At 67.4% G+C, this 20,993-nt stretch carries 24 protein-coding genes; 13 read left to right on the top strand and 11 right to left on the bottom strand.

The annotated features are described in order from the left end of the window. Positions 1-68 precede the first annotated feature (68 nt). Positions 69-1,469, bottom strand: coding sequence for a glycine--tRNA ligase (locus ACFULV_RS16380; RefSeq protein ID WP_378637754.1), 1,401 nt, complete (start codon positions 1,467-1,469; stop codon positions 69-71). 189 nt (positions 1,470-1,658) lie between these two features. Between ACFULV_RS16380 and ACFULV_RS16375 the strand changes: the two genes are divergently transcribed. The 10 genes from ACFULV_RS16375 (at position 1,659) to ACFULV_RS16330 (ending at position 9,547) form a co-directional block, all read left to right on the top strand. Beyond that, positions 1,659-2,009, top strand: coding sequence for a helix-turn-helix transcriptional regulator (locus ACFULV_RS16375; RefSeq protein ID WP_067456316.1), 351 nt, complete (start codon positions 1,659-1,661; stop codon positions 2,007-2,009). A 4-nt stretch (positions 2,010-2,013) separates the two neighbouring features. Beyond that, positions 2,014-2,463 (top strand): Fur family transcriptional regulator, encoded by a 450-nt coding sequence (locus ACFULV_RS16370; RefSeq protein ID WP_378657294.1) that lies wholly within the window; start codon positions 2,014-2,016, stop codon positions 2,461-2,463. 107 nt (positions 2,464-2,570) lie between these two features. Beyond that, complete coding sequence (locus ACFULV_RS16365) at positions 2,571-2,864, top strand: type VII secretion target (protein WP_378657291.1); 294 nt, start codon at positions 2,571-2,573, stop codon at positions 2,862-2,864. Beyond that, complete coding sequence (locus ACFULV_RS16360; RefSeq protein ID WP_378657288.1) at positions 2,864-4,711, top strand: hypothetical protein; 1,848 nt, start codon at positions 2,864-2,866, stop codon at positions 4,709-4,711. The genes ACFULV_RS16365 and ACFULV_RS16360 overlap by 1 nt, the downstream gene beginning before the upstream one ends. Beyond that, positions 4,708-5,199, top strand: coding sequence for a hypothetical protein (locus ACFULV_RS16355; RefSeq protein ID WP_378657285.1), 492 nt, complete (start codon positions 4,708-4,710; stop codon positions 5,197-5,199). Before ACFULV_RS16360 ends, ACFULV_RS16355 begins: the two co-directional genes overlap by 4 nt. A gap of 56 nt (positions 5,200-5,255) precedes the next feature. Then, entirely contained in the window at positions 5,256-5,861 is a 606-nt protein-coding gene (locus ACFULV_RS16350) for a DUF3558 domain-containing protein (protein ID WP_378657283.1), read from the top strand. A 10-nt stretch (positions 5,862-5,871) separates the two neighbouring features. Further along, on the top strand, positions 5,872-6,252 hold the full coding sequence (locus tag ACFULV_RS16345) for a hypothetical protein (protein ID WP_378637559.1): 381 nt from the start codon (positions 5,872-5,874) through the stop codon (positions 6,250-6,252). Then, positions 6,249-7,583 (top strand): hypothetical protein, encoded by a 1,335-nt coding sequence (locus ACFULV_RS16340; RefSeq protein WP_378657280.1) that lies wholly within the window; start codon positions 6,249-6,251, stop codon positions 7,581-7,583. Before ACFULV_RS16345 ends, ACFULV_RS16340 begins: the two co-directional genes overlap by 4 nt. Further along, positions 7,570-8,340: an ESX secretion-associated protein EspG gene (locus ACFULV_RS16335; protein ID WP_378637555.1), complete on the top strand. Its 771-nt coding sequence runs from the start codon at positions 7,570-7,572 to the stop codon at positions 8,338-8,340. Before ACFULV_RS16340 ends, ACFULV_RS16335 begins: the two co-directional genes overlap by 14 nt. 76 nt (positions 8,341-8,416) lie before the next feature. Beyond that, complete coding sequence (locus ACFULV_RS16330; RefSeq protein WP_378657277.1) at positions 8,417-9,547, top strand: Fic family protein; 1,131 nt, start codon at positions 8,417-8,419, stop codon at positions 9,545-9,547. A 94-nt stretch (positions 9,548-9,641) separates the two neighbouring features. Here the strand turns inward: ACFULV_RS16330 and ACFULV_RS16325 are convergent, their stop codons facing one another. After that, positions 9,642-10,616 carry a hypothetical protein gene (locus ACFULV_RS16325; protein WP_378657274.1) on the bottom strand — a complete coding sequence of 325 codons (975 nt, stop codon included), beginning with the start codon at positions 10,614-10,616 and terminating at the stop codon, positions 9,642-9,644. A 103-nt stretch (positions 10,617-10,719) separates the two neighbouring features. Between ACFULV_RS16325 and ACFULV_RS16320 the strand changes: the two genes are divergently transcribed. Both ACFULV_RS16320 and ACFULV_RS16315 read left to right on the top strand, forming a co-directional pair. Further along, complete coding sequence (locus tag ACFULV_RS16320; protein ID WP_378637547.1) at positions 10,720-11,328, top strand: TetR/AcrR family transcriptional regulator; 609 nt, start codon at positions 10,720-10,722, stop codon at positions 11,326-11,328. 109 nt (positions 11,329-11,437) lie between these two features. Next, the gene (locus ACFULV_RS16315; RefSeq protein WP_378657272.1) at positions 11,438-12,190 is read left to right on the top strand and encodes an LGFP repeat-containing protein; all 753 of its coding nucleotides are present in this window, start codon (positions 11,438-11,440) and stop codon (positions 12,188-12,190) included. 1 nt (position 12,191) lies between these two features. Here the strand turns inward: ACFULV_RS16315 and ACFULV_RS16310 are convergent, their stop codons facing one another. The 9 genes from ACFULV_RS16310 to ACFULV_RS16270 form a co-directional block, all read right to left on the bottom strand. After that, entirely contained in the window at positions 12,192-12,797 is a 606-nt protein-coding gene (locus tag ACFULV_RS16310; RefSeq protein WP_378637541.1) for a response regulator, read from the bottom strand. Continuing rightward, the gene (locus ACFULV_RS16305) at positions 12,794-13,957 is read right to left on the bottom strand and encodes a sensor histidine kinase (protein ID WP_378637539.1); all 1,164 of its coding nucleotides are present in this window, start codon (positions 13,955-13,957) and stop codon (positions 12,794-12,796) included. The genes ACFULV_RS16310 and ACFULV_RS16305 overlap by 4 nt, the downstream gene beginning before the upstream one ends. Before the next feature lie 92 nt (positions 13,958-14,049). After that, on the bottom strand, positions 14,050-14,835 hold the full coding sequence (locus ACFULV_RS16300) for an ABC transporter permease (RefSeq protein WP_378657270.1): 786 nt from the start codon (positions 14,833-14,835) through the stop codon (positions 14,050-14,052). A 1-nt stretch (position 14,836) separates the two neighbouring features. Then, positions 14,837-15,760: an ABC transporter ATP-binding protein gene (locus ACFULV_RS16295; protein WP_378657267.1), complete on the bottom strand. Its 924-nt coding sequence runs from the start codon at positions 15,758-15,760 to the stop codon at positions 14,837-14,839. 75 nt (positions 15,761-15,835) lie between these two features. After that, complete coding sequence (locus ACFULV_RS16290) at positions 15,836-16,189, bottom strand: YbjN domain-containing protein (protein WP_378637751.1); 354 nt, start codon at positions 16,187-16,189, stop codon at positions 15,836-15,838. Between the two features lie 77 nt (positions 16,190-16,266). Further along, positions 16,267-17,082, bottom strand: a complete 816-nt coding sequence (locus ACFULV_RS16285) for an isoprenyl transferase (protein ID WP_378637531.1) — start codon at positions 17,080-17,082, stop codon at positions 16,267-16,269. Between the two features lie 53 nt (positions 17,083-17,135). After that, on the bottom strand, positions 17,136-17,918 hold the full coding sequence (recO, locus tag ACFULV_RS16280; protein WP_101463905.1) for a DNA repair protein RecO: 783 nt from the start codon (positions 17,916-17,918) through the stop codon (positions 17,136-17,138). Positions 17,919-17,965: 47 nt separating this feature from the next. Further along, positions 17,966-18,565 carry a TetR/AcrR family transcriptional regulator gene (locus ACFULV_RS16275; RefSeq protein ID WP_378637525.1) on the bottom strand — a complete coding sequence of 200 codons (600 nt, stop codon included), beginning with the start codon at positions 18,563-18,565 and terminating at the stop codon, positions 17,966-17,968. Beyond that, a complete protein-coding gene (locus tag ACFULV_RS16270; RefSeq protein ID WP_378657265.1) occupies positions 18,552-19,418 on the bottom strand; it encodes an alpha/beta fold hydrolase in 867 nt (288 codons plus the stop codon). Before ACFULV_RS16270 ends, ACFULV_RS16275 begins: the two co-directional genes overlap by 14 nt. A 142-nt stretch (positions 19,419-19,560) precedes the next feature. On the opposite strand from ACFULV_RS16270, the gene ACFULV_RS16265 reads away from it, so the two are divergent. After that, the gene (locus ACFULV_RS16265; protein ID WP_378657262.1) at positions 19,561-20,988 is read left to right on the top strand and encodes an amidase; all 1,428 of its coding nucleotides are present in this window, start codon (positions 19,561-19,563) and stop codon (positions 20,986-20,988) included. The last annotated feature ends 5 nt before the right edge of the window (positions 20,989-20,993 follow it).

Genomic DNA, 20,993 nt, shown 5'->3' with positions numbered 1-20,993 from the left:
CCGCCCAGCGCGCGGACGCGAAAGAACCCGCACCGACTTGCCGGTGCGGGCTCCCTCGACCTGACGTGTCAGGCGCCGATCAGTCGTGCTGCCAGGTAGGACTCGACCTTGTCCAGGGCGATGCGCTCCTGGGCCATCGAGTCGCGCTCGCGGATCGTCACCGCGTGGTCGTCGATGGTGTCGAAGTCGACCGTGATGCAGAACGGGGTACCGATCTCGTCCTGACGACGGTAACGACGGCCGATGGCACCCGCGTCGTCGAAGTCGACGTTCCAGTTGCGGCGCAGCTGGGCGGCGAGGTCCTTGGCCTTCGGGGTCAGGTCGGCGTTGCGCGAGAGCGGCAGCACCGCGGCCTTGACCGGCGCGAGGCGCGGATCCAGACGCAGGCTGATCCGCTCTTCGGTCGTGCCCTTCGCGGTCGGCACCTGGTCGACGGTGTAGGCGTCGACCAGGAAGGCCATCAGCGAACGGGTCAGGCCGGCGGCCGGCTCGATGACGTACGGCGTGTAGCGCTCACCGCTCGCCTGATCGCGGTAGCTCAGGTCGACGTTCGAGTGCTCCGAGTGCGTCTTGAGGTCGTAGTCGGTGCGGTTGGCGATGCCCTCGAGCTCGCCCCATTCGCTGCCCTGGAAGCGGAAGCGGTACTCGATGTCGGTGGTGCCCGCCGAGTAGTGCGACAGCTTTTCCTTGGGGTGCTCGAACAGGCGCAGGTTCTCTGGGTCGATGCCGAGGTCGGTGTACCAGGACAGACGGGTGTCGATCCAGTACTTGTGCCACTCCACGTCCTCGCCCGGCTTGACGAAGAACTCCATCTCCATCTGCTCGAACTCACGCGTGCGGAAGATGAAGTTGCCCGGCGTGATCTCGTTGCGGAAGCTCTTGCCGATCTGGGCGATGCCGAACGGCGGCTTCTTACGCGCGGTCTCCTGCACGTTCTTGAAGTTGACGAAGATGCCCTGTGCCGTCTCCGGACGCAGGTAGTGCATGCCCTCTTCGTCGTCGACCGGGCCGAGGAAGGTCTTGAGCAGGCCGGAGAAGTTACGCGGCTCGGTCCACTTGCCGGGCTGACCGGTGTCGGGATCGTTGATGTCGGCCAGGCCGTTGGCGGGCGGGTGGCCGTGCTTGGCCTCGTAGGCCTCGATGAGATGGTCGGCGCGGTAACGCTTGTGCGTGTGCAGCGACTCGACCAGCGGATCGGAGAAGGTGGCCACGTGGCCCGAGGCCTCCCAGACCTGGCGCGGCAGGATCACCGAGGAGTCGAGACCGACGACATCGTCGCGGCTGGTGACCATGGTCCGCCACCACTGCCGCTTGATGTTGTCCTTCAGTTCGACGCCGAGCGGACCGTAGTCCCACGCCGACTTGGTGCCTCCGTAGATCTCACCGCACGGGTAGACCAGACCCCGGCGCTTGGCGAGGTTGGCAACGGTGTCCACCTTCGACTTGGGTGCCACGCGAGATTTCTCCATCCACTGCGAGTCGGAATTGTTCGGCATGCCGTACCGGTGTTCGATGCGGCCTACCGTACGTAAGTGGGTCCAGCGTATCGGGACGCGTCCAGTGGGTTTGCAGCAGCCGAGGTGTCCGCGCGGCGCGTCATTTGACATGCGCAATTATGCATATCAAAATGGAATCTGTTTCCATTAAGGAGTTGGTTGATGACCACCGAGGCCGCGCCCGCGCACCCACACAACCCGTACCACTCCCCCGCCCCCGCCGCCGTGCCGTCGCGCACGGTACTCGAGGACGCGGGCGAGCTGCTGCGGGCACTGGCCGCGCCGGTACGCATCGCCATCGTGCTGCAGTTGCGTGAGTCGCCGCGCTGCGTGCACGAGCTGGTCGACGCGCTCGGCGTCACCCAGCCGCTGGTCAGCCAGCATCTGCGCATTCTCAAATCGGCGGGTGTCGTACACGGCGAACGCTCGGGCCGCGAGGTGCTCTACGAACTCGTCGACGACCATCTGGCGCATATCGTAGTCGATGCCGTCGCGCATGCCGAGGAAGGGTAATCCGTTGGCAGACAACACCTCCGCGAAGCAGGTCGGGGTCCGCAGCACTCGTCAGCGCAGTGCCATCTCGGCCTTGCTCAACAATATCGACGAGTTCCGTTCGGCGCAGGAATTGCACGACGAGCTCCGTAAACGCGGCGAGGGCATCGGCCTGACCACCGTCTACCGGACCCTCCAGTCCCTGGCCGACGCCGGCATGGTCGACGTGCTGCGCACCGACACCGGCGAATCCGTCTACCGCCAGTGTTCGAGCGGCCACCATCACCACCTGGTGTGCCGCCATTGCGGGCGCACCGTCGAGGTCGAGGGCCCGACGGTCGAGGCATGGGCCGAGACCATCGCGAGCGAACACGGCTTCACCGAGGTGAGCCACACCCTCGAGATCTTCGGCGCCTGCCGCGAGTGCGTGCACAGCCGGGCCGATGCGGACGAGGACGAGCCCGCTTCCGTGTGACTCACATCACATAATGGAACCTTCGCATCGCGAGCCCCGTCCAACCTTCACGAAGGGACCGGTCCGCACGGGCGCGTAGTCCTCTCGGCATCGAAGGAGGGGGCATCGTGAGTGGGACCCTGGGCGTCGAGCCCGATCAGTTGAGGACCATGGCGACGACCTGGCGTCGGGAGGCAGCCGAAGTCGACGCACTGAGCTGGGCGGCCGCGAGCGAGGCCACCGGCGACGGCAGTGAGGTGCTCTCCGCCGTGCGTGGACTGTCCGACCCGGCTTCGCAGGCGATGGACTCGATCGCGACCCGATACACGACGCTGGCCGACCTCGTCGACAAGTTCTCCGCCGATATCCAAGCCAAAGATGCCGAGACCGCGGGCGAGATCGGGAAGCTCGGTACCCGCTGATGCGGCCGACCATCCCCCAACTCGACACCTGGAATCTCGAAGGCCTGCACCGCGCCGGGGAAGCCGCCCGTGCCAACGCCGACACCCTCTCGACCTCGGTCGACGACTGCTCGCGCGCGGTCTCGGCGGCGGGTGGCTGGTACGGGCAGACCAAAGACGCGGCCTCGCGGCGCATCGACGAGGAAGTCGATCACGGCTACGAGGTCCGCACCGTGCTGCTCCGCGTGGCAGACGATGCCGACGACGCCTATCAGGGCTTGAAGCACGCCAAAACCTATGTGCTGGAACAGAAGAACCTCGCCGTCGGGCAAGGTTTCGTGGTCGCGCCCGACGGCCGGGTGACCCATTCCGATCCGGAAGAGGAAGGCGCCGCAGGAGTTTTCCAGCTCAACCTGCTCAGCGGGCTGGACGAGCTCGAACGCCTCGACAACCTGTTCGGCGCCAGGCTGCGGGAATCGATGGGCGACCTCGGGGCGATGCGCGACGGGCAGCCCGACATCATCCTCGCCGACGGTTCGATGCGGGATCCGGACGCGGTCGCGATCCAGCTGGCGTCGATGTCGCCGGACGATCGCGCGGCCTTCCTGGCCGGGTTGAGTCCCGAAGCGCAACGTCAGCTGGTGATCGCGGCGCCGGAGAAGCTGGGCAATCTGAACGGAGTGCCGTTCGTCATGCGGATCGAGGCCAACGAGATCAATGTCCGCAATGCGCTGACGTCGGAGAAAGCCAAGCCGAATCGGGACGAATCGCGGGTGAAGCAGCTGGAAGCGATGCTCGCGCCCATCCCGAATCCCGAAGGTGCGGGCACGCTCGACACCACCGCCGCCGCGACCGGCGAGACAGCGACACCGCAGCTGGGCATGGTCGACCGCAAGTTCGTCATGTTCAGCACCGAGGGCAACGGGCGGATGATCGAGATGGTCGGCGAGATGACGTCGGGTGCGCCTGGTGTGGGGGTGTATGTGCCCGGCACCAGCACGAATCTCAACGGCTCGGGGTCCAATCACGTGGCCGCATGGAATCTCGCCGATCAGACGGGCGGCCCCATCTTCCTGTACATGGAGGGCGACTTCCCGCAGAGTCTGACCAGCCTTTCCGACGGGGCGCCCAGCCCGAAATTCGCGGCCGACATGGCGCCGAAGCTGGTCGACTTCGGACGGGAAGTCGACCGGGAGGTCGCCGGCGGCGCACCGGGCACACCTGTGTCCTATGTGGGGCATTCCTATGGTGGTTCGGTCGTCGGCTCCGCCGAGCAATTGGGTCTGCGGGCCGACCGGGTCCTCCATGCTTCGTCGGCGGGAACCGGTGTGTTCGACGGTGGTTGGAACAACCCGAACCCGGATGTCCAGCGCTACTCGATGACCGCGCCCGGCGATCTGATCGGTGTCGTGCAGTCCTATCCGGACAGCGGGCTGACCCTGCCCGGTGGGCTCCACCTTCCCGGCAATCCGCATGCGTCGGAAGTTCTCGGCGGCGATCCCGATGAGGTTCCCGGCGTGACCCGGCTCGACACCGGGTTCTATGGCGGCAACACCGGCGAGCACAGCGCCAACGAGGTCGTCTTCGGCAGCGACGGACACGGCAAATACTGGGACGACCCCAAATCGACCGCGTTCCAGAACATCGTCGGCGTCATCGCCGGAACGGATGCGACCGCATACGTCGAACGCGGGATCGAAACCCGTTGGGTGGACGTGGGTCTCGGCGACAACGGCAACGGCGGTAAGGAAGCGTTCGACGCGGGCCGCGCCGCGACAGTGAAAGAACTGTTCGGGGTCGAGCACCCCTACTCGAACCCTCGCGTCACCGACAACCCGCAACGGGGCGAACGGATAGATATCCCATGAGAAGGTTCGTCACAATCTGCGCGATCCTCGTGATGCCTGCCTGCTCGGCGTTCGTCGACGAGGGTACGTCGACCGATGAGGTCCTGAACTCCACTGGTCTGCGCGTTCCGGAAGCATCACAGATCGTCGCCGACAACTTCGAGCTGATCTCACCGAGAACGCGCTCGGTCGACGCGGGCTCGGTGAAATTGGGCAACGGATGCCGCACCGACCCGAACACGCTGAAGACCTACGGTCCGCCGTGGGCACCGAGTTACCAAGAGGCTGAACGGAATCCGTCACAGGAGCACATCGACAAGGCGCTGGCGAACCTCGAGGCGATGACCGCACGTGGTTTCACGCGACAGGAAGGCATCCCCGGCGACGACCCGGCGAGCCGGGTGTATCGCGATTCACGAGGGTTCGCCGTGTACAGCATCCGAGACAAGACCGTTCGCGGCGAGGTCGAGTTCACCTTGTTCTCCTCCTCCCCCTGTGCAGCGGAGTAGGCGTGACCTTTCGCGATGCGCATCAGCGTGACTACGATCTTCGGAGCGGGGACGTCATGAACGAGCACCGGTTCTGTGGGAGGGACGAAGACATGGCAGTTCGAGGTGCGGCGGCGAGGGTGTTCGGCGTTGTCGCGGTGGCGGGGTTGGCTGTCGTAGGGTGCGGGGAGCAGGGGACGGCTACTCCGCAGACAAGCAGTGTGAGTGTGGCGGCGAGTCCTACTTCGGTGGATGCCGAGGCGAAGGTGTGGGATCCGTGTTCGCTGCCGGATTCAGCTGTCAGCGGGGCCGGCCTGAACGTCAGCAGCCGGAAGAACGAGGTTGCCGGGGTCGACTTCACAGGATGGAAGACATGCAGCTGGCAGGACTCCGCGAAGCAGTACACGTTCTCGGTCCTGTCGTCGGAACACGCGCTCGCCGAATCCCGAGCACGAAAAGACTTCACGGACTTCACCGAGACAACCGTGGGATCACACAAGGCAATTCAGCTTCGAACGACAGGGTCGACACATGACCTGGGTTGTACTGTCGCCGTTGAGATCCCGAACGGGTCGGTCCTCTTCAGGCTCTTGAACCGCGTCAGCGCGTCCTCGCCGCCTGCGCCATGCCCGGAGGTACGCCGACTCACCGACAGCTTCGCTCAGTACCTTCCCCAGAGCTAGTGGGTGACCAATGCTTTTGAGCATCGACCCCGGCGAGTGGAGTCAACTCTTGGTCCAGGCAGAAGCCGGTCAACTCTCACTCGACCCCGAAGTCGGCAAGGATCTGGACAGGGTTTGCGACGACCACTTGGATCGGCTGGAAGAGGTTTATGCCCAGGTCGACCAGGTCCGCAATATCTCCGGCTTCGGATCGTTCAACTCGAGCCAGACGCTGGAGCGGAAATTCTCATTGACCGCATCCGGAGGTGACCGCCCACTGGACGAAGTCCTCAAGAAGCACATCGAGGCCGTGCAGACCGCCAAAGAGGTTGTGGCCAAAGCGATTGCGAACTTCGTCGCCCAGGACGAAGCGACCGGTGCCGAGATCTCCGCGACAGGAGAACACCTGTGACCTACGAGGACTACAAGAGCAAGGTGATCGCAGCTCAGGAGCAGTGGAATACCGAGCGGGCCAAGATCTACGACCGCCAGCTCGCCGGCAATTACGCCACGATCTTCGGCGGCGACATCCAACCCCCGCACATCACCACCCCTGACAACTACGACAGCATGACGCTCGAGCAGATGCAGGCGGCGGTCGCGGCGATGAAACCACAGCTGGTCGATGACGCGGTCACCGCGTGGGCGAATATCGGTGGTGCGCTGATGGGCACCTTCACCGGGTTCAACCAGCAGTTCGCCCGCACCGTCACCGGCGCCGGCGGCCACAGCGGATGGACGGGGGCGGCAGCTTCCGCCGCCGTCGCGGCCGTGAACAACTATGCGCAGCAATCGATTCCGCTCTCCCAGGCCGCGACTGCGATCAGCCTCAAACTGACCGAGATGCGCACCGGGATCGAGCAGACCCAAGCGTTGATGCCCGGCCTCACCGAGCGCACCAACGTCACCGGCAAGTCGCTGCCCGCCGACGGTGTGATGAAGGTCGACGATCACAACCGCGACGAAGCCACCCAGGAGGGCAGGCGGATCCTGCGTTCGGTGTACAGCCAGGTCGCCGGCCAAACCGACAACGGCGTTCCCTTCTTGCCGACCGCGCCGACCATCGCCGACGGCGGAGGACCGGGCAGCAACAGCGATACGACTGCCATTGACAATCAGGGTGATTCGACCGCAGCCGACAACGAAACCGAAAACACGGCAGCGGGAACGCCCGGCGACAGCGCGACACTCGAGGGGTCCGGTACCGGACCGTCCTCCACCACAACCTCTTCGACAGACGCGAGCTCGACCACGCCCCAGAGCACTACCACCACACCGCAATCCACCACCCCCACCACAACAGCTCCGAACATCACTGCGCCGACCAGCGCTGGTGCCACAGCACCAGGCACCGGCACACCCGGCGCCGGCACCCCGGGCACCGGCGCTCCCGGCTCCGGCAGACCCACCGGTAGCGGGCCCGGTGGGACGGGCACCCAGCGCGGCAGCGGCACCCCGACCAGTTCCACCCCCGGCCGAAGCACCCCTGGCACCCCGTCTCCCGCTGCCGCGACCGCGACCGGAACCCGCGCGGGCACCTCCGCCGCCGCCGGTCGCGGCGCAGCGGGCGTGGGCGGCATGGGCGCGCCGGGCGCAGGTCGCGGTAACTCCGACGACGAACGAACCAAGGGCATCCCCGACTACCTGATCACCCAGGAAAACGGTGACCTCCTGCTCGGCGCGGACCAGATCAGGACCGTGCCCCCGGTGATCGGCGGAGACGACGACAGTGCACCGCGCTGAATTCACCGGCATCGAATTCGAGATCCTGTGGTCCGGCTACGGCCGCGACCGCCTTCCTTATCCTCTCCAATACCGCACCGACATCGCCGAATTCGACGAACTGAAGCAGCACCGGGAAGCCGCGGTGGACGCCCTCCTCCGCAAATACGACCCGGCGGTGGAACGCGCTCTCGCTGTCCTGCTCGATCCCGAGGCCAGGGTCGAATCCAAAGGCTATGTGGGACAGGACAACGCGAACATCATCCGCTTCCACGGCGCGATCCGCGGCGCGGTCGGCGCCACCCTGCAACAGGCGCCGGGCACCGCGGAGGACACCGGCGCCGACGTCACCCTCACCTACTGCACGCCCAGCCAGGTAGCAGCCCTGACAGTCGCTGCCCTCCCCCGCACGAAGCCGGGCAAGAAAGCGCCGGTCGAGGTCCGCCGAGACCAGCTGTCCGCCGAAGAAGACCACTTCGAATACCGCGCGGGCCGCCTCAGCTCGGCCGACCAGCTCAACCGCATGTTCCACCGCCCCCGCCGAGCCTTCGGCGAGATCTCGGCCCTCTCCGGCCCCGCCCTCGACTCGCGCCCCACCCCCGCCCGCACCTTCTGGTGGATGGACTACCCCGACGGCCGCTACTACGTGAAAACCGGCGACCCCATCGTCGCCGAGCCCCTGCCCACCGACCGCATGATCGCCGGCATCTACCGCATGCTCACCCGAGCCCAGCGCTACCACCAGGAATTCGGCACCGACGACTACCGCACCGGGTAACCGAACAGCGCCCGACGCGGCGATTATCCACTTATTCGCTTCAAATTTTGCAGTGAATAAGCGGTAATATCGCTGCATGGCGAACCGTAGGTACATCTGGGAGGCGACGAACTGGCCTCGCTTCACCTACGACGCCGTTCTGCTCGCCAAACCGACGGCAGAGGTCGCGCTCGCGCAGGGGCGCCTACACGGTCGACTCACCGACGCCGACGACGCCACACAGGAACGCGCGGGTTTGGAAGCGCTTACCACTGACGTCGTGCAATCGAGCGCCATCGAAGGCGAGTTACTCGATGCGGCGTCGGTCCGGTCGTCCATCGCTCGCAGGCTCGGTGTCGATATCGGCGCGACAACACCCACCGACCGCCGGGTCGACGGTGTCGTCGGTATGGTCCTCGACGCCACCCGCCATCACGACCAACCGGTGACCGCGGAGCGTCTGTTCGGCTGGCACGCCGGACTCTTTCCCACGGGCTACTCCGGCATCTCACGAATCCGGGTGGGCGGCTGGCGAACCGATGAGACCGGACCGATGGAGGTGATCTCGGGACCATACGGTCGGCAGCGAGTCCACTTCGAGGCCCCACCCGCCTCGCGCCTCGATGACGACATGCACCGCTTCCTGATGTGGCTCGACGCGGAAACCCCCGAACCCGCGGTGCTGAAAGCCGGCCTGGCACACCTATGGTTCGTGACGATTCATCCCTTCGATGACGGAAACGGCCGAATCGCACGCGCGATAGGCGATCTCGCCCTGGCCCGTTCCGAACACAGCCCTCGCCGGTTCTACAGCCTGTCCGCCCAGATCCAGCGCGACCGCAAAAACTACTACGCGATCCTCGAAAGCACCCAACGCGGCGACCTCGATGTCACAGCCTGGCTGCTCTGGTTCCTCGATGCGCTACTCCAGTCCATCCACAACGCCGACCGAACCATCGACGCAGCGCTCGCGAAAGCCCGCTTCTGGCGCACGTGGCATACCACGGCGATGAACCCCCGTCAGATCGAAATGCTCAACCGAATTCTGGACGGTTTCAACGGCAACCTGACAACCCGCAAATGGGCGATCATCACCAAAACGTCCCAGGCCTCCGCCCTCCGCGACATCAACGAACTCATCGAGCTCGGCGCCTTGCGACGCTCCGATTCGAGCGGCCGAAGCACATCCTACGAACTGACGGAAATCGCCGAGCTGAACAAGGAGTAGCTGCCGAATCTCCGCAGCCACAAGCTCCGCTCGACATCAGAGCCAAAACGCTCCGCACGAGAGTTGGTCGTGCGGAGCGTTTTCGCGGGGAGGGTCACGCGGGTACTGCCACCGGTTCGGGAGATGCGGTAGGCGTGGTCAGCTGGCGGGAGCGGAGGGCGCCGAGGCCGAGGAGGGCGACTCCGCCTGCGGCCCAGGCGAGTAGGACAGCGAGGGGGGCGAGGGCGCCGGCACCGTCGAAGTAGGCGACCGAGCGGAGCAGGGAGGCGGCGGCGCCCGGGGGGAGCAACTGGCCGATGGTGCCCCAGGGCTGGGGCAGGAGTTCGGGGGCCGAGGTGGCGGCGGAGAACGGGTTGCCGACCAGCAGCATGGTGAGGGCGCCCAGGCCGATGCCGGGGCGGCCGATGGCGGCGGCCAGTCCGACGATGACGGCGGCGACGGTGAAGGAGGCCAAGCCCGCGATGGCGGCCAGTTCGAGATAGGAGCCGGGCAGGATCGAGAGCCAGGTGTGGAAGATCAGGGTGCTCAGAAGCCCGCCCGCGATACCGAAGGCGGCCAGTCCGGCGAGCCGGGACCCGAAGGCGGGGACCAACAGGGTGAGCAGGATGCCCGCGGCCATGCCGGACATGACCAGCGGCAGGACCATCGAGCCGAAGCCCGCGCCGCGCTGGTCGTCGGGATCGATGGCGATCACGTCCTCGACGGGAGCGACGGGGATACCGCTGAGTTGTTGCGCCACGGCGGTGAGCTGCTGGGCGACGGCGGGCGAGGCGGCGGAGGCGACCAGGACCTGCGGTGCGCCGTTGCCGGTGATGATGGCGCCGTAGATCTCGTTGTCGGCCATCGCGTTTCGCGCCTGCTGCGCGTCGGCGACGGTGGTGATCTCGAAGGCCTCGGGATCGCGCTGCCGCAGTTGCTGGGCGACCTGGACCGAGGCAGGACCCGCGACGGCGACCGGCAGATCACGCGGGCCGATATTGACGGCGGGCCAGGCGAAGGCGATGAGCATCAGGGCCTGGATCGCGGTGGCCGCGAGGCCGAGAGCTACTGCTCGGCGGGTGATCGTCATGCGGTTTCTCCCCTTAAAGCGAATGTTCGTTCTTTTTGATGTTCCTACCGTGACACCGCCCACCTCGCTTGTCAAGAACGGACATTCGTTTTACTTTTGACTCATGCCCAGAGTCAGCGAAGAACACCTGGAACGCCGCAGGCAGCAGATCCTCGACGCCGCGCAGCTGTGCTTCGCCAGGAAGGGCTTCCACGAGACCTCGATGCAGGACGTCTTCGCCGAGTCGCAGATGTCGGCGGGTGCGGTCTACCGGTACTTCACCAGCAAGAACGAGATCATCGCCGCGCTCGTGAACCGCACGATGGGGCCGCTGCGCGAGCGGCTCGCCGAGATCATCCGCACCGAGACCCCGCCTCCCCCGGCGGAGGTCATCCGGCTGCTGACCACCGAGATCGTCAAACGCAGTGGGCCCGAGGGACCGCTGCGGCTCGCCCCACAGGCGTGGGCGCTCGCGCTGGTCTCGGACGAGGCGGCCGTCCCGGTACGCGCGGCCATCGCGTCGATGCGCGCGCTGTGGTTCGAATACGCGGACCGGTTGTGCGAGTCCGGCTGGCTGCCGCCGGGCACCGATTCCGACGCGATCGCCAAAACGCTCATCGGGCTGCTGCCCGGCTTCATCCTGCAGCACCTCCTGCTCGCCGACGTCGCCCCGGAGGATTTCGCCCGCGGTCTCGAGGTCATGCTGCCGGGACCTCCGCACCATCCCAGGTGAGCAAGGCCACTGTTGCCACCGCCGCCGAACGGGTAGGTTCGGGTGCGGCACCGGAGGGGGTCCCGAGCGCCGGACATCGTTGAATACCGATCCGACCAGGGAGTTTCCTGTGACTTTGCACCGTCGAACCCTTCGATCACGCGGCCTGACCGCACTGGCAGCCGTGACCGTCGTGGCCGCGCTGCCCGCGGCGATGGCAGGCACCGCGCAGGCCAGGATGATCGGCGGATTCGAGGTGGGCGGCGCGATCGAGACCGAATACGACCAGGCGGGCGGCCCGGCGCTGGGCGAGCCCACCTCCCCGGAAGCCGACGCGGCGGCCGGCGGCAAGTACCAGACCTTCGCCAACAACGCGGCCATCTACTGGCATCCCGACACCAACGCCAACACCGTCGCGGGTCAGATCCGGGACAAGTTCGCCGAGACGGGCAACGAGTCGGGCAAGCTCGGCTACCCGACTACCCGCGAGCAGTCCACCCCGTCGGGCAGCGGCCGGTACAACCACTTCCAGAAGGGCTCGATCTACTGGTCCGTCGGCACCGGCGCACACCAGATCAGCGGTCCGATCCGCGACAAGTGGGCGGCGTTGGGCTGGGAATCGAGCCCGCTGGGCTTCCCGCTCACCGATGTGTCCGCGGCGGGCAAGGGCGACGGACAGTTCACCATGTTCCCGACCGGCGCCATCTACTGGACGTCGAAGACCGGCGCGCACGCGGTGTGGGGCAGCATCCAGGCCGACTGGATCCGCGCGGGCGGCGAAAACGGCCGCTACGGCTACCCCACCAGCGACGAGTACGACTATCAGGGCGGCAAGGCCCAGGATTTCACGGGCGGCAAGATCACCTGGAAGCCCGAGCGCTGAGCTACAACCAGCCCTGACGCTGCGCCGCCAGGATCGCCTCCGCGCGGTTGCGGGTGCCGGTCTTGCCGATCGCGGCCGAAAGATGGTTGCGCACAGTCCCTTCTGACAGGTGTAAGCGCTCGGCGATGGCCCCGGCCGCCGAACCGTCGGCGGCCGCGGCGAGCACTTGACGTTCCCTGGCCGTGAGCGGAGACGTTCCGGCAGTGAGGGTCTCGGTCGCCAGCGCCGGGTCCACGACGCGTAGTCCCAGATGTACCCGGCGGACCGCGTCGGCCAATTCCCGTGCGGGAGTGTCCTTCACGACGAACCCACTCGCGCCCGCATCGATGGCGCGGCGTAGGTAGCCGGGTCGACCGAACGTGGTGACCATGAGGATTCGCACGCGAGGGTGTGCGGCGTGCAGGCGGGCGGCGACCTCGATGCCGTCCAGGCCGGGCATGTCGATGTCGAGCAGTGCCACGTCGGGGCTGGTGCGGGTCACCGCGGCCAGGACTTCGTCGCCACGGCCGACTTCGGCGACCACCTCGAGGTCGGATTCCAGACCGAGCAGGGCGACAAGCGCGCCGCGCACCAGTGCCTGGTCGTCGGCGAGCAGCAGCCGGATCATCGGACACTCCCTTCCGCGGGGACCGTCGCCAGCAGGCCGACGCCACCGCCCGTCGGCGTGGACATGGTCAGCGTGCCACCGGCCGCGCGCAGTCGCTCGGCCAGCCCGCGCAAACCCGAGCCGGACGATGCGGTGACGTCGCAGCCACGGCCGTCGTCGGTGATCTCGATGCTGTTCTCGGTGACGACCACGGTGCAGTGTTCGGCCGCACTGTGACGCACGACGTTGGTCACCGCCTCGCGCAGCACCCAGCCGAACAGCTCACTGTGCCGAGTGTCCACCATCGTCGAATCGGGCAGTACAGCAACGATCTCGGCCGCGGTCAGCGCGGTGTGCGCGGTGGCGAGTTCTCGGCGCAAACTCACCTCACGCAGACCACCCACGGTGTCGCGCACCCCGGCGAGCGCCTCGCGGGCCAAGCGTTCCACATCGGCGAGTTCGGTCTTGGCGCGCGCCACGTCGACATCGATAAGGCGTTGCGCGAGTTCGGTTTTGATGGTGATCACCGTGAGGGAATGACCGAGGATGTCGTGCACATCGCGGGCGACCCGATTGCGCTCGGCCTCGATCGCCAGGTCGGCGCGCTGACTACGGGTAATCGCCTGTAGTCGCCTGCCGCGCAGGCCGATCTCCCTGGCGAGCCAGATCACCGGTGGAATCACCGCGAGCACCAGCGCCGTGCCACCGAGCCACCGGCCCGGCGCGAACACGGGCATCGCCACCATCGTCGCCGATACCGCCACCACCACGACCAACGAGAGCCGGGTGGGCAGCGAGAATATCGCGACCGCGGCGATGTAGAGCACGGTCGGGAGCGCGGCCGCGCCGAGCAGCGCCATCATCACCACCGACAACGCGGCCATGCCTACGAGCAGCGGCCAGATCCGCGGATCGACAGACCGCGGATCGTCCTGCTCGTCCCAGTCGAGCCGGCGGAAGACGACGAACGCCGTCACGATCAGCCCGCCGAACGCCAGCACGGCTACCGTCGCACCGACCGCCCGCACCGTGCCGTGCTCGACCCAGCTGTCGTGGATCTGCGGTACCAGGTACAGCAACCATCCCGCCGCGAGCGCGGCACCGAACCACCCGCGGCGCATGCCGCTGGTATCGGTCGCCCCGGTGCCGAACACCCGGTCGACGAAGTCACCCGAACTCACGAGCATTCCCTTCTCACAGCACTTGCGCAGCCACGCGGGCCGACCCGGCGAGTACCGACGGTACCCACGAATCGGCCCGCGTGATCGTTCGTTCAACGGGCGGTGTCCCGGCGGAACAGCGCGGCCGCGCCCACCACGAACACCGCGGTCCACGCGACGACATTCACCACGGCCAGCGCGATGGTGCCCGCACCGGTATCACCGAACGGGGTACGCACCAGGGTGGCGACCCCGTAGGTCGGCAATACCTTCGACACAGCGGCGAACCACCCGTGGATCGGGAAGAACAGCCCGCCCGCGAACGACAGCATCGCCAGTCCCGGGCCGAGCAGTTGCATGACGTTCTCCGAGGGCAACAGGTAGCCCATGAGCAGACCGAAGGCCGCGAACACCAGCGAGCAGATCCAGGCGAGCAGGAAGCAGGCCACCCAGGCCACCGGTGTCAGAGCGGCACCGCAGAACGCGCCGACGGCGAACACCGTCGCCACCGCCACCAGCCCCAGCGACATCGCGACCGCGACCTTCGTCGCCACGTAGGCCACCGGCCGCAGCGGTGTCAGCCGTAGCTGGCGGGTCCAGCCGTGGGCACGTTCGACCGCTACCATCGCGCCGCCGCTGGTAGTCGCGAGCAGGGCCCCGTAGAGCGCCATCGACACCATGATGTAGCCGGTGATGTTGCCCGAACCGAAGGACTCGTCCCGGTTTCCACCCTGTAGACCGAAGATCACGAAGAACACCGGCGGCATGATCAGGGTGAAGATCAGGGTGCGCCGGTTGCGGAGCATGCGGCGAAGTTCGAGCGAGAGAAAGGCCGCGCTGAAGCCGCCGAGGCGAGGTGTGCGCACCGGTTTCGTCGCGGTGCGGGTTGTCTCGATCATGTCAGCGCTCGCCTTCGGGTGCGGAGGTCAGCGCGAGGAACGCCGATTCCAGGTTGTGGGTGGTGATTTCGATGTCGTGGGCCGCGGTGTGGGTGAGCAGATAACGGGCGATGTCATCGGAGTCTCTGGCCTGCATCAGGATTCGATCGCCGCGCAGCTCCACCTGCTCGACGCCGGGCAGCGCGGACAGGTGGGCCGGGTCGGCACCGGGCAGGGTGGCCGCCACGGTCCGGCCGACGGTCAGGTTCTTGATCTGGGCGGCGCTGCCGTCGGCGACGATACGACCGGCACGCACCAGCACGATCCGGTCGGCGTAGGCGTCGGCTTCGTCGAGGTAGTGGGTGGCGAACAGCACGGTGCGGCCACTCACCGCGTCCTCGCGCATGGCCGCCCAGAAATCGCGCCTACCCGACACGTCCATGCCGGTGGTGGGTTCGTCCAGCACGATCAGGTCCGGGTCGGGCAGCAGTGCCAGCGCGAACCGCAGCCGCTGCTGCTGGCCACCCGAGCACTTTCCGACGAGGCGGTCGGCGATATCGGCGATGCCTGCCCGCTCGAGGACTTCCGGCGCCGGCCGCGGCCGGGCGTGCAGGGCGGCGACCAAGCGAACGGTTTCGCCGACGGTGAGGTCGGGCAGCAGCCCACCCGACTGCAGCACCGCGGCCACCCGGCCGGCCCGCACGGCATCCTCCGGCGCTTCGCCGAAGACCGCGACCGTGCCCGAATCGGGAGCGGTCAGGCCGAGCAGCAGGTCGATCGTGGTCGACTTACCCGCGCCGTTGGGGCCGAGGAAGGCGACGATCTCTCCCGGCGCCACGGTCAGGTCGAGACCGTCGACGGCGCGGACCGGACCCGTGGTTCCGGGAAAGGATTTACGCAGGTCGCGCAGCTCGATGGCCGCGCGGGTGGTTCGTGGTGAAGGCATGGTTCAAGATTCGCGCGGACGAGGCCGCGAAACCTGAGCCGACTGTCACCATTCGCCCATGACAGGTGTCACGGGTTACGGCGCGAGCAACCCCTGCCGGGCTCGGCTCGCACCGGACAGCGCGAGCAGCAGCATGGTGGTGAGGGCCCCGTCGTCCAGGCCTTCGGCGGGGAAGGTGTAGCGCAGAATGACGTCGCCCAGCTGGCCACGGGCGATCAGCGTGACCGAACCGAACTGGATCTCGTTGTTGCGTTCGGCGACGCGCTTGTGCAGCGCCGTCTTGAGCGGGCGATCCCACGCCAGCACGCTGGTCAGCGACAGCACGGTGAGGCCGGGCGCGAGGGTGACGGCGCGGATCGAGCACAGGGCACCGTCGTATTCGAAGCCCAGCGACCCGTCCGAGTCCACCCGGACATCGACGTCCTGCATCTGCAGGCACGCGCCGGTGCGCGCCTGCAGGTCGATTTCGGGTGAGACCGTCGTATCCATCTCGGCTCCGTCGTCACTCATTTGGCGCCACCGAAGCGGCGATCGCGCTTGGCGTATTCCAGGCACGCGTCCCACAGGTTACGCCGGTCGAAGTCGGGGAAAAGCGTGTCCTGGTAAACGAATTCGGCGTAGGCCGCCTGCCAGATCAAGAAGTTCGAGCTGCGGAACTCGCCGGAGGGGCGAAGGAACAGGTCGACATCGGGCATATCGGGTTCGTCGAGATACTTCGCGACGGTGGCCTCGTCGACCTTCTCCGGGTCGATCTCACCCGCGGCCACCCGGCGAGCGATTTCCCTTGCGGCGTCGGCGATTTCGGCACGGCCACCGTAGTTGACGCACATGGTCAGCGTCATCACGTCGTTGTCCTTGGTGAGCTCTTCGGCCACCTCGAGTTCCTTGATCACGCTGCGCCACAGGCGAGGCCGGCGCCCGGCCCAGCGCACCCGCACACCCATCTCGTGCATCTCGTCGCGGCGGCGGCGGATCACGTCGCGGTTGAAGCCCATCAGGAAGCGCACCTCATCGGGGCTGCGCCGCCAGTTCTCGGTGGAGAAGGCGTAGGCCGAGAGCCACTTCACGCCGATCTCGATGCAACCTTCGACGGAGTCCATCAGCACGGCCTCGCCGCGTTCGTGTCCGGCGGTGCGTGGCAGGCCACGCTCCTGGGCCCAGCGCCCGTTGCCGTCCATCACCAGCGCGACGTGGTTGGGGACGAGCTCGGGCGGGATCGCGGGCGGACGCGCGCCGGAAGGATGCTGGGACGGCGGCCGCACGGTGCGGGTGCCGTCCTTGCTCGCGGGAGAGGAGTCACGACGCAGGATCACGGCGTCCATCCTGCCTGATCGCCGGGTGCGGGCTGCACGGGCTCCGGCTTCGCGTCGTTTGCTCAGCCGACCCGGCCGACGACAGCGGCGTCGGGCCGGTCCGCGGGTTCGATGCGGGATCGCTCGATCAGCGGGAGCGTGCGCAGCTGGCGCTCCAGATGCCACTGCAGGTGGGCGGCGACGAGACCGCTGGCCTGGCGGCGGACGTTGTCGGGAACGCTGTCGATGTAGGCCCACTCCCCCTTCAACAGGGCGACGAGCAGATCGAGCACCCCGGTGATGGGCGTGCTCGCGCCCGGCGGACGGCAGTGCACACAGACCGCACCGCCCGCGGCCACATGGAAAGCGCGGTGCGGGCCGGGGGTCGCGCAGCGGGCACATTCGTCGAGCGCGGGCGCCCAGCCGGCGAAACCCATGGCGCGCAACAGGTACGCGTCCAGGATCAGTTCGTGGGGTCGCTGTTTGGCGGCGATCGCGCGCAGGGCACCCGCGGTGAGTACGTGCAGCTTCGGGGCGGGTGCGCGTTCTTCGCCCGCGAGACGCTCGGCGGTTTCGAGGATCGCGCACGCGGTGGTGTAGCGGCCGTAGTCGTCGATGATGTCGGCGGCGAACGCCTCCACGGTGATGACCTGGGTGACGATGTCGAGCGTGCGCCCTGGGTGCAACTGCACATCGATATAGGAGAACGGCTCGAGCCGCGCCCCGAACTTCGATTTGGTGCGCCGCACCCCCTTCGCCACCGCCCGGACGAGCCCGTGTTGCCTGGTCAGGAGCGTGACGATGCGATCGGCCTCGCCCAGCTTGTGCTGGCGAACCACTACCGCCTCATCCCGATACAACCGCACGCGCCCAGTCTTGCATGTGCGCCCGACACCGCGGTCACGGACACGGATCAGGACTGGAGCAGACCGGCGATGAGTAGCAGCAGCGATTGCTGGGTGTCGATGCGAGCACGGTCGGGGTCATCGGCGTGGGCGACGATGAGCGAGGCTTCGGTGATGGCGCTGAGCAGTAGTTGCGCGAGTACCGGAACGGGGGCGACCGGGATCAGGCCCGCGTCGGTGGCACGTTGCAGTTCGTCGGTGATGAGGCCGAGTCCGTGGCGAGCTTCGAATTCGCGGAAAGCGGGCCAGCCGAGGACGGTCGGGGCGTCCATCAACACGATGCGCAGCATTTCCGGGCGGGCGCAGATGTCGAGAAAACGCGCCAGACCCGCGGTCATGCCGCCGATGATGTCGGCACGGTCGACTGCGGCGACGGCGCTCGCGATCTCCTCGGTGGCCTCGGTCTCGACCTGTTCGAGAACCGCGAGGAACAGTCCGCGTTTGTCGCCGTAGTGATGGTGCAGAGCGCCACGGGTGACACCGGCTGCGGCCACCAACTGCTCGGCCGATGTACCGGCGAAGCCGCGCTCGGCGAACAGGCGACGGCCTGCCTGCTCGAGCGCGGCTCGGGTGACGCGGGAGCGATCCTCCTGACTACGGCGCTGCATGCAGCCGAGTGAACTCCACGATCAGTTCGGTGAGCAACTCCGGCCGGTCCTCGGGGATGAAAGTGTAGGAATTGTCGAGGGTGCGCAGGCTCGCCCGCGGTAGATCGGCGACCAGCCGTTCGGCCAGCGCCATCGGGAACAGTTTGTCCTCGGTCGACCAGACCACCAGCACCGGGACATCGACCGTGCCGAAGTGTTCGGCGGCGGCCACGGTGCATCGCTTGTCGACACCGGCGGCGAAGCGGCGCAGGTCGTCGCGGATGGCGGCGTTGCGCCGGGCAGACCCCAAATAGGACTGCGCGATCTCTTGCGGCAGTTCATGTTTGGTGACCAGCCCGAATCCGAGTGGCAGGCGCTGCATGAACCCGAAGCGCATCGGCGCCAGCAGCGGGCGGATCATGCCGGGAATCTTCGCCACCTTCAGCAAGCCCGCGAAAGGCTGCGGCGGGAACACTTCGTAGCAGTCGACGGCGGCCAGGACGACGCGGCCGATCCGTTCCGGTCGGCGGGTCATCAGGATCTGGGTGAGCGCACCGCCGGTGTCGTTGGCGACGATCGTGACGTCGGTGAGGTCGAGCGCGTCGAGGAACTCGGCGATCAGGTCCGCGATGCCGGTGGGGCTGAGGTCGGCGTCGGGCATCGGGATGGTGTGGGATCCGAGCGGCCAGTCGGGCGTGAGGCAGCGGTGGCCGGCGGCCGCGAGACCGGGCACGACCCCGCGCCAGATATCGGCGTTGACGAGTAGTCCGTGGACGAAGACGACCGGCGATCCGGAGCCGGTGTCGTGGTAGCGGATGCGGCCGGACGACAGGGCGATCTCGCGTGCCGGGCCGAGTGCTGAGCTGATTCCCATGGGGTCCTCCCCTGGTCGAATGCTGGGCACGTCCACTGTTACATACATCCTGTATGTATGTCTATACCCACCCTAGGGGATGTGGACGGGTGACCAGGTTCGCGTTACGGTCGAGCCACGCACCTGCAGAGACGGAGCTCACATGTCCGCGCCCGACCACCTCGCGCCGAATTCCTCGGCCGATCTCGGCCTCACCGAGCTGTCCTCGGCCGTGGCCGACGGCAGTATTTCCTCGGTCGTCGCCGTCGCCGACGCGCTCGACCGGATCGAGGCGTCGCAGCCGACGCTCAACGCGTTCCGGGTCGTCCGTCGCGACGCCGCGCTGCGGGAGGCGGCCGAGGCGGACGCGCGGTTGGCGGCGGGTGTGCGGCTGCCGCTGCTGGGTGTGCCGATCGCGGTCAAGGACGACACCGACATCAGCGGCGAGGTCACCGCGTTCGGGTGTGGCGGGGAGTTCACGCCGAAATCCGCGGACGCCGAATCGGTGCGCCGGTTGCGCGCGGCGGGTGCGGTGATCGTCGGCAAGGCCAATACCTGCGAGCTGGGACAGCTGCCGTTCACCAGCGGTGACGCGTTCGGCCACACCCGCAATCCGTGGGATCGCACGCGCACGCCGGGTGGGTCATCGGGTGGATCCGCGGCGGCGGTCGCGGCCGGATTGGTCCCCGCCGCGCTGGGTTCCGACGGCGCGGGGTCGGTGCGTATCCCGGCCTCGTGGACCAACCTGATCGGGATCAAGCCGCAGCGGGGGCGCATCTCCACCTGGCCGCTGGCGGAGGCGTTCAACGGGCTCACCGTCAACGGACCGCTCGCGCGCACTGTGCGGGACGCGGCGCTGCTGCTCGACATCGCCGCCGGACCGCACGACGGTGACCGGCACAAGCCCGCGCCCATCGAGGCGAGCGCGGCCGTCGGGCGCGATCCCGGCACGCTCAGAATCGCGCTCTCCCTGAGCATTCCGTACACCGCGACCACAACCGCGCTCGATCCGCAGATCGCGGCCGCCGTGCACGCACTGGCCGCCACCCTGCGCACGCTCGGCCATACCGTCACGGTGACAGACCTGCACTACGGGTTGATGATCGGCGCGTCCTTCCTGCCGCGCTCGCTGGCGGGGATCAGCCGGGTGCACCGGGATATGCCGGGCGCGGTCGTCGACCCGAGGACCACCACCAATTCGCGCATCGGCCGCGTGCTCAGCGGACCCGCACTCACCGCCGCGCGGCTCGCGGAACCCTTGCTGCACAAGCGCATCGGCTCGTTCTTCGACGACTACGACTTGGTGCTGGCGCCGACCACCGCGACCCCTCCCCCACAGGTGGAAGAGATCGATGGCATCGGCTTCGGTGCGACGAACAATCTGATCACCGCCGCGTGCCCGTACACCTGGCCGTGGAACGTACTCGGCTGGCCGAGCGTGAACGTGCCTGCCGGATTCACCGACGCCGGACTGCCGATCGGAGCGCAACTGATGGGCACCGCCGGCAGCGAACCACTGCTGATCTCGCTGGCGGCCCAGCTGGAATCGGAACTGCACTGGGAACGGCACCGCCCCACGCAGTGGTGGTGACAGTT

Source organism: Nocardia sp. NPDC057272, assembly GCF_042668615.1.
Lineage (GTDB): Bacteria > Actinomycetota > Actinomycetes > Mycobacteriales > Mycobacteriaceae > Nocardia.
The sequence above is the reverse complement of the archived record's forward strand: the minus strand, read 5'-3'. Positions and strand labels throughout refer to the sequence as shown.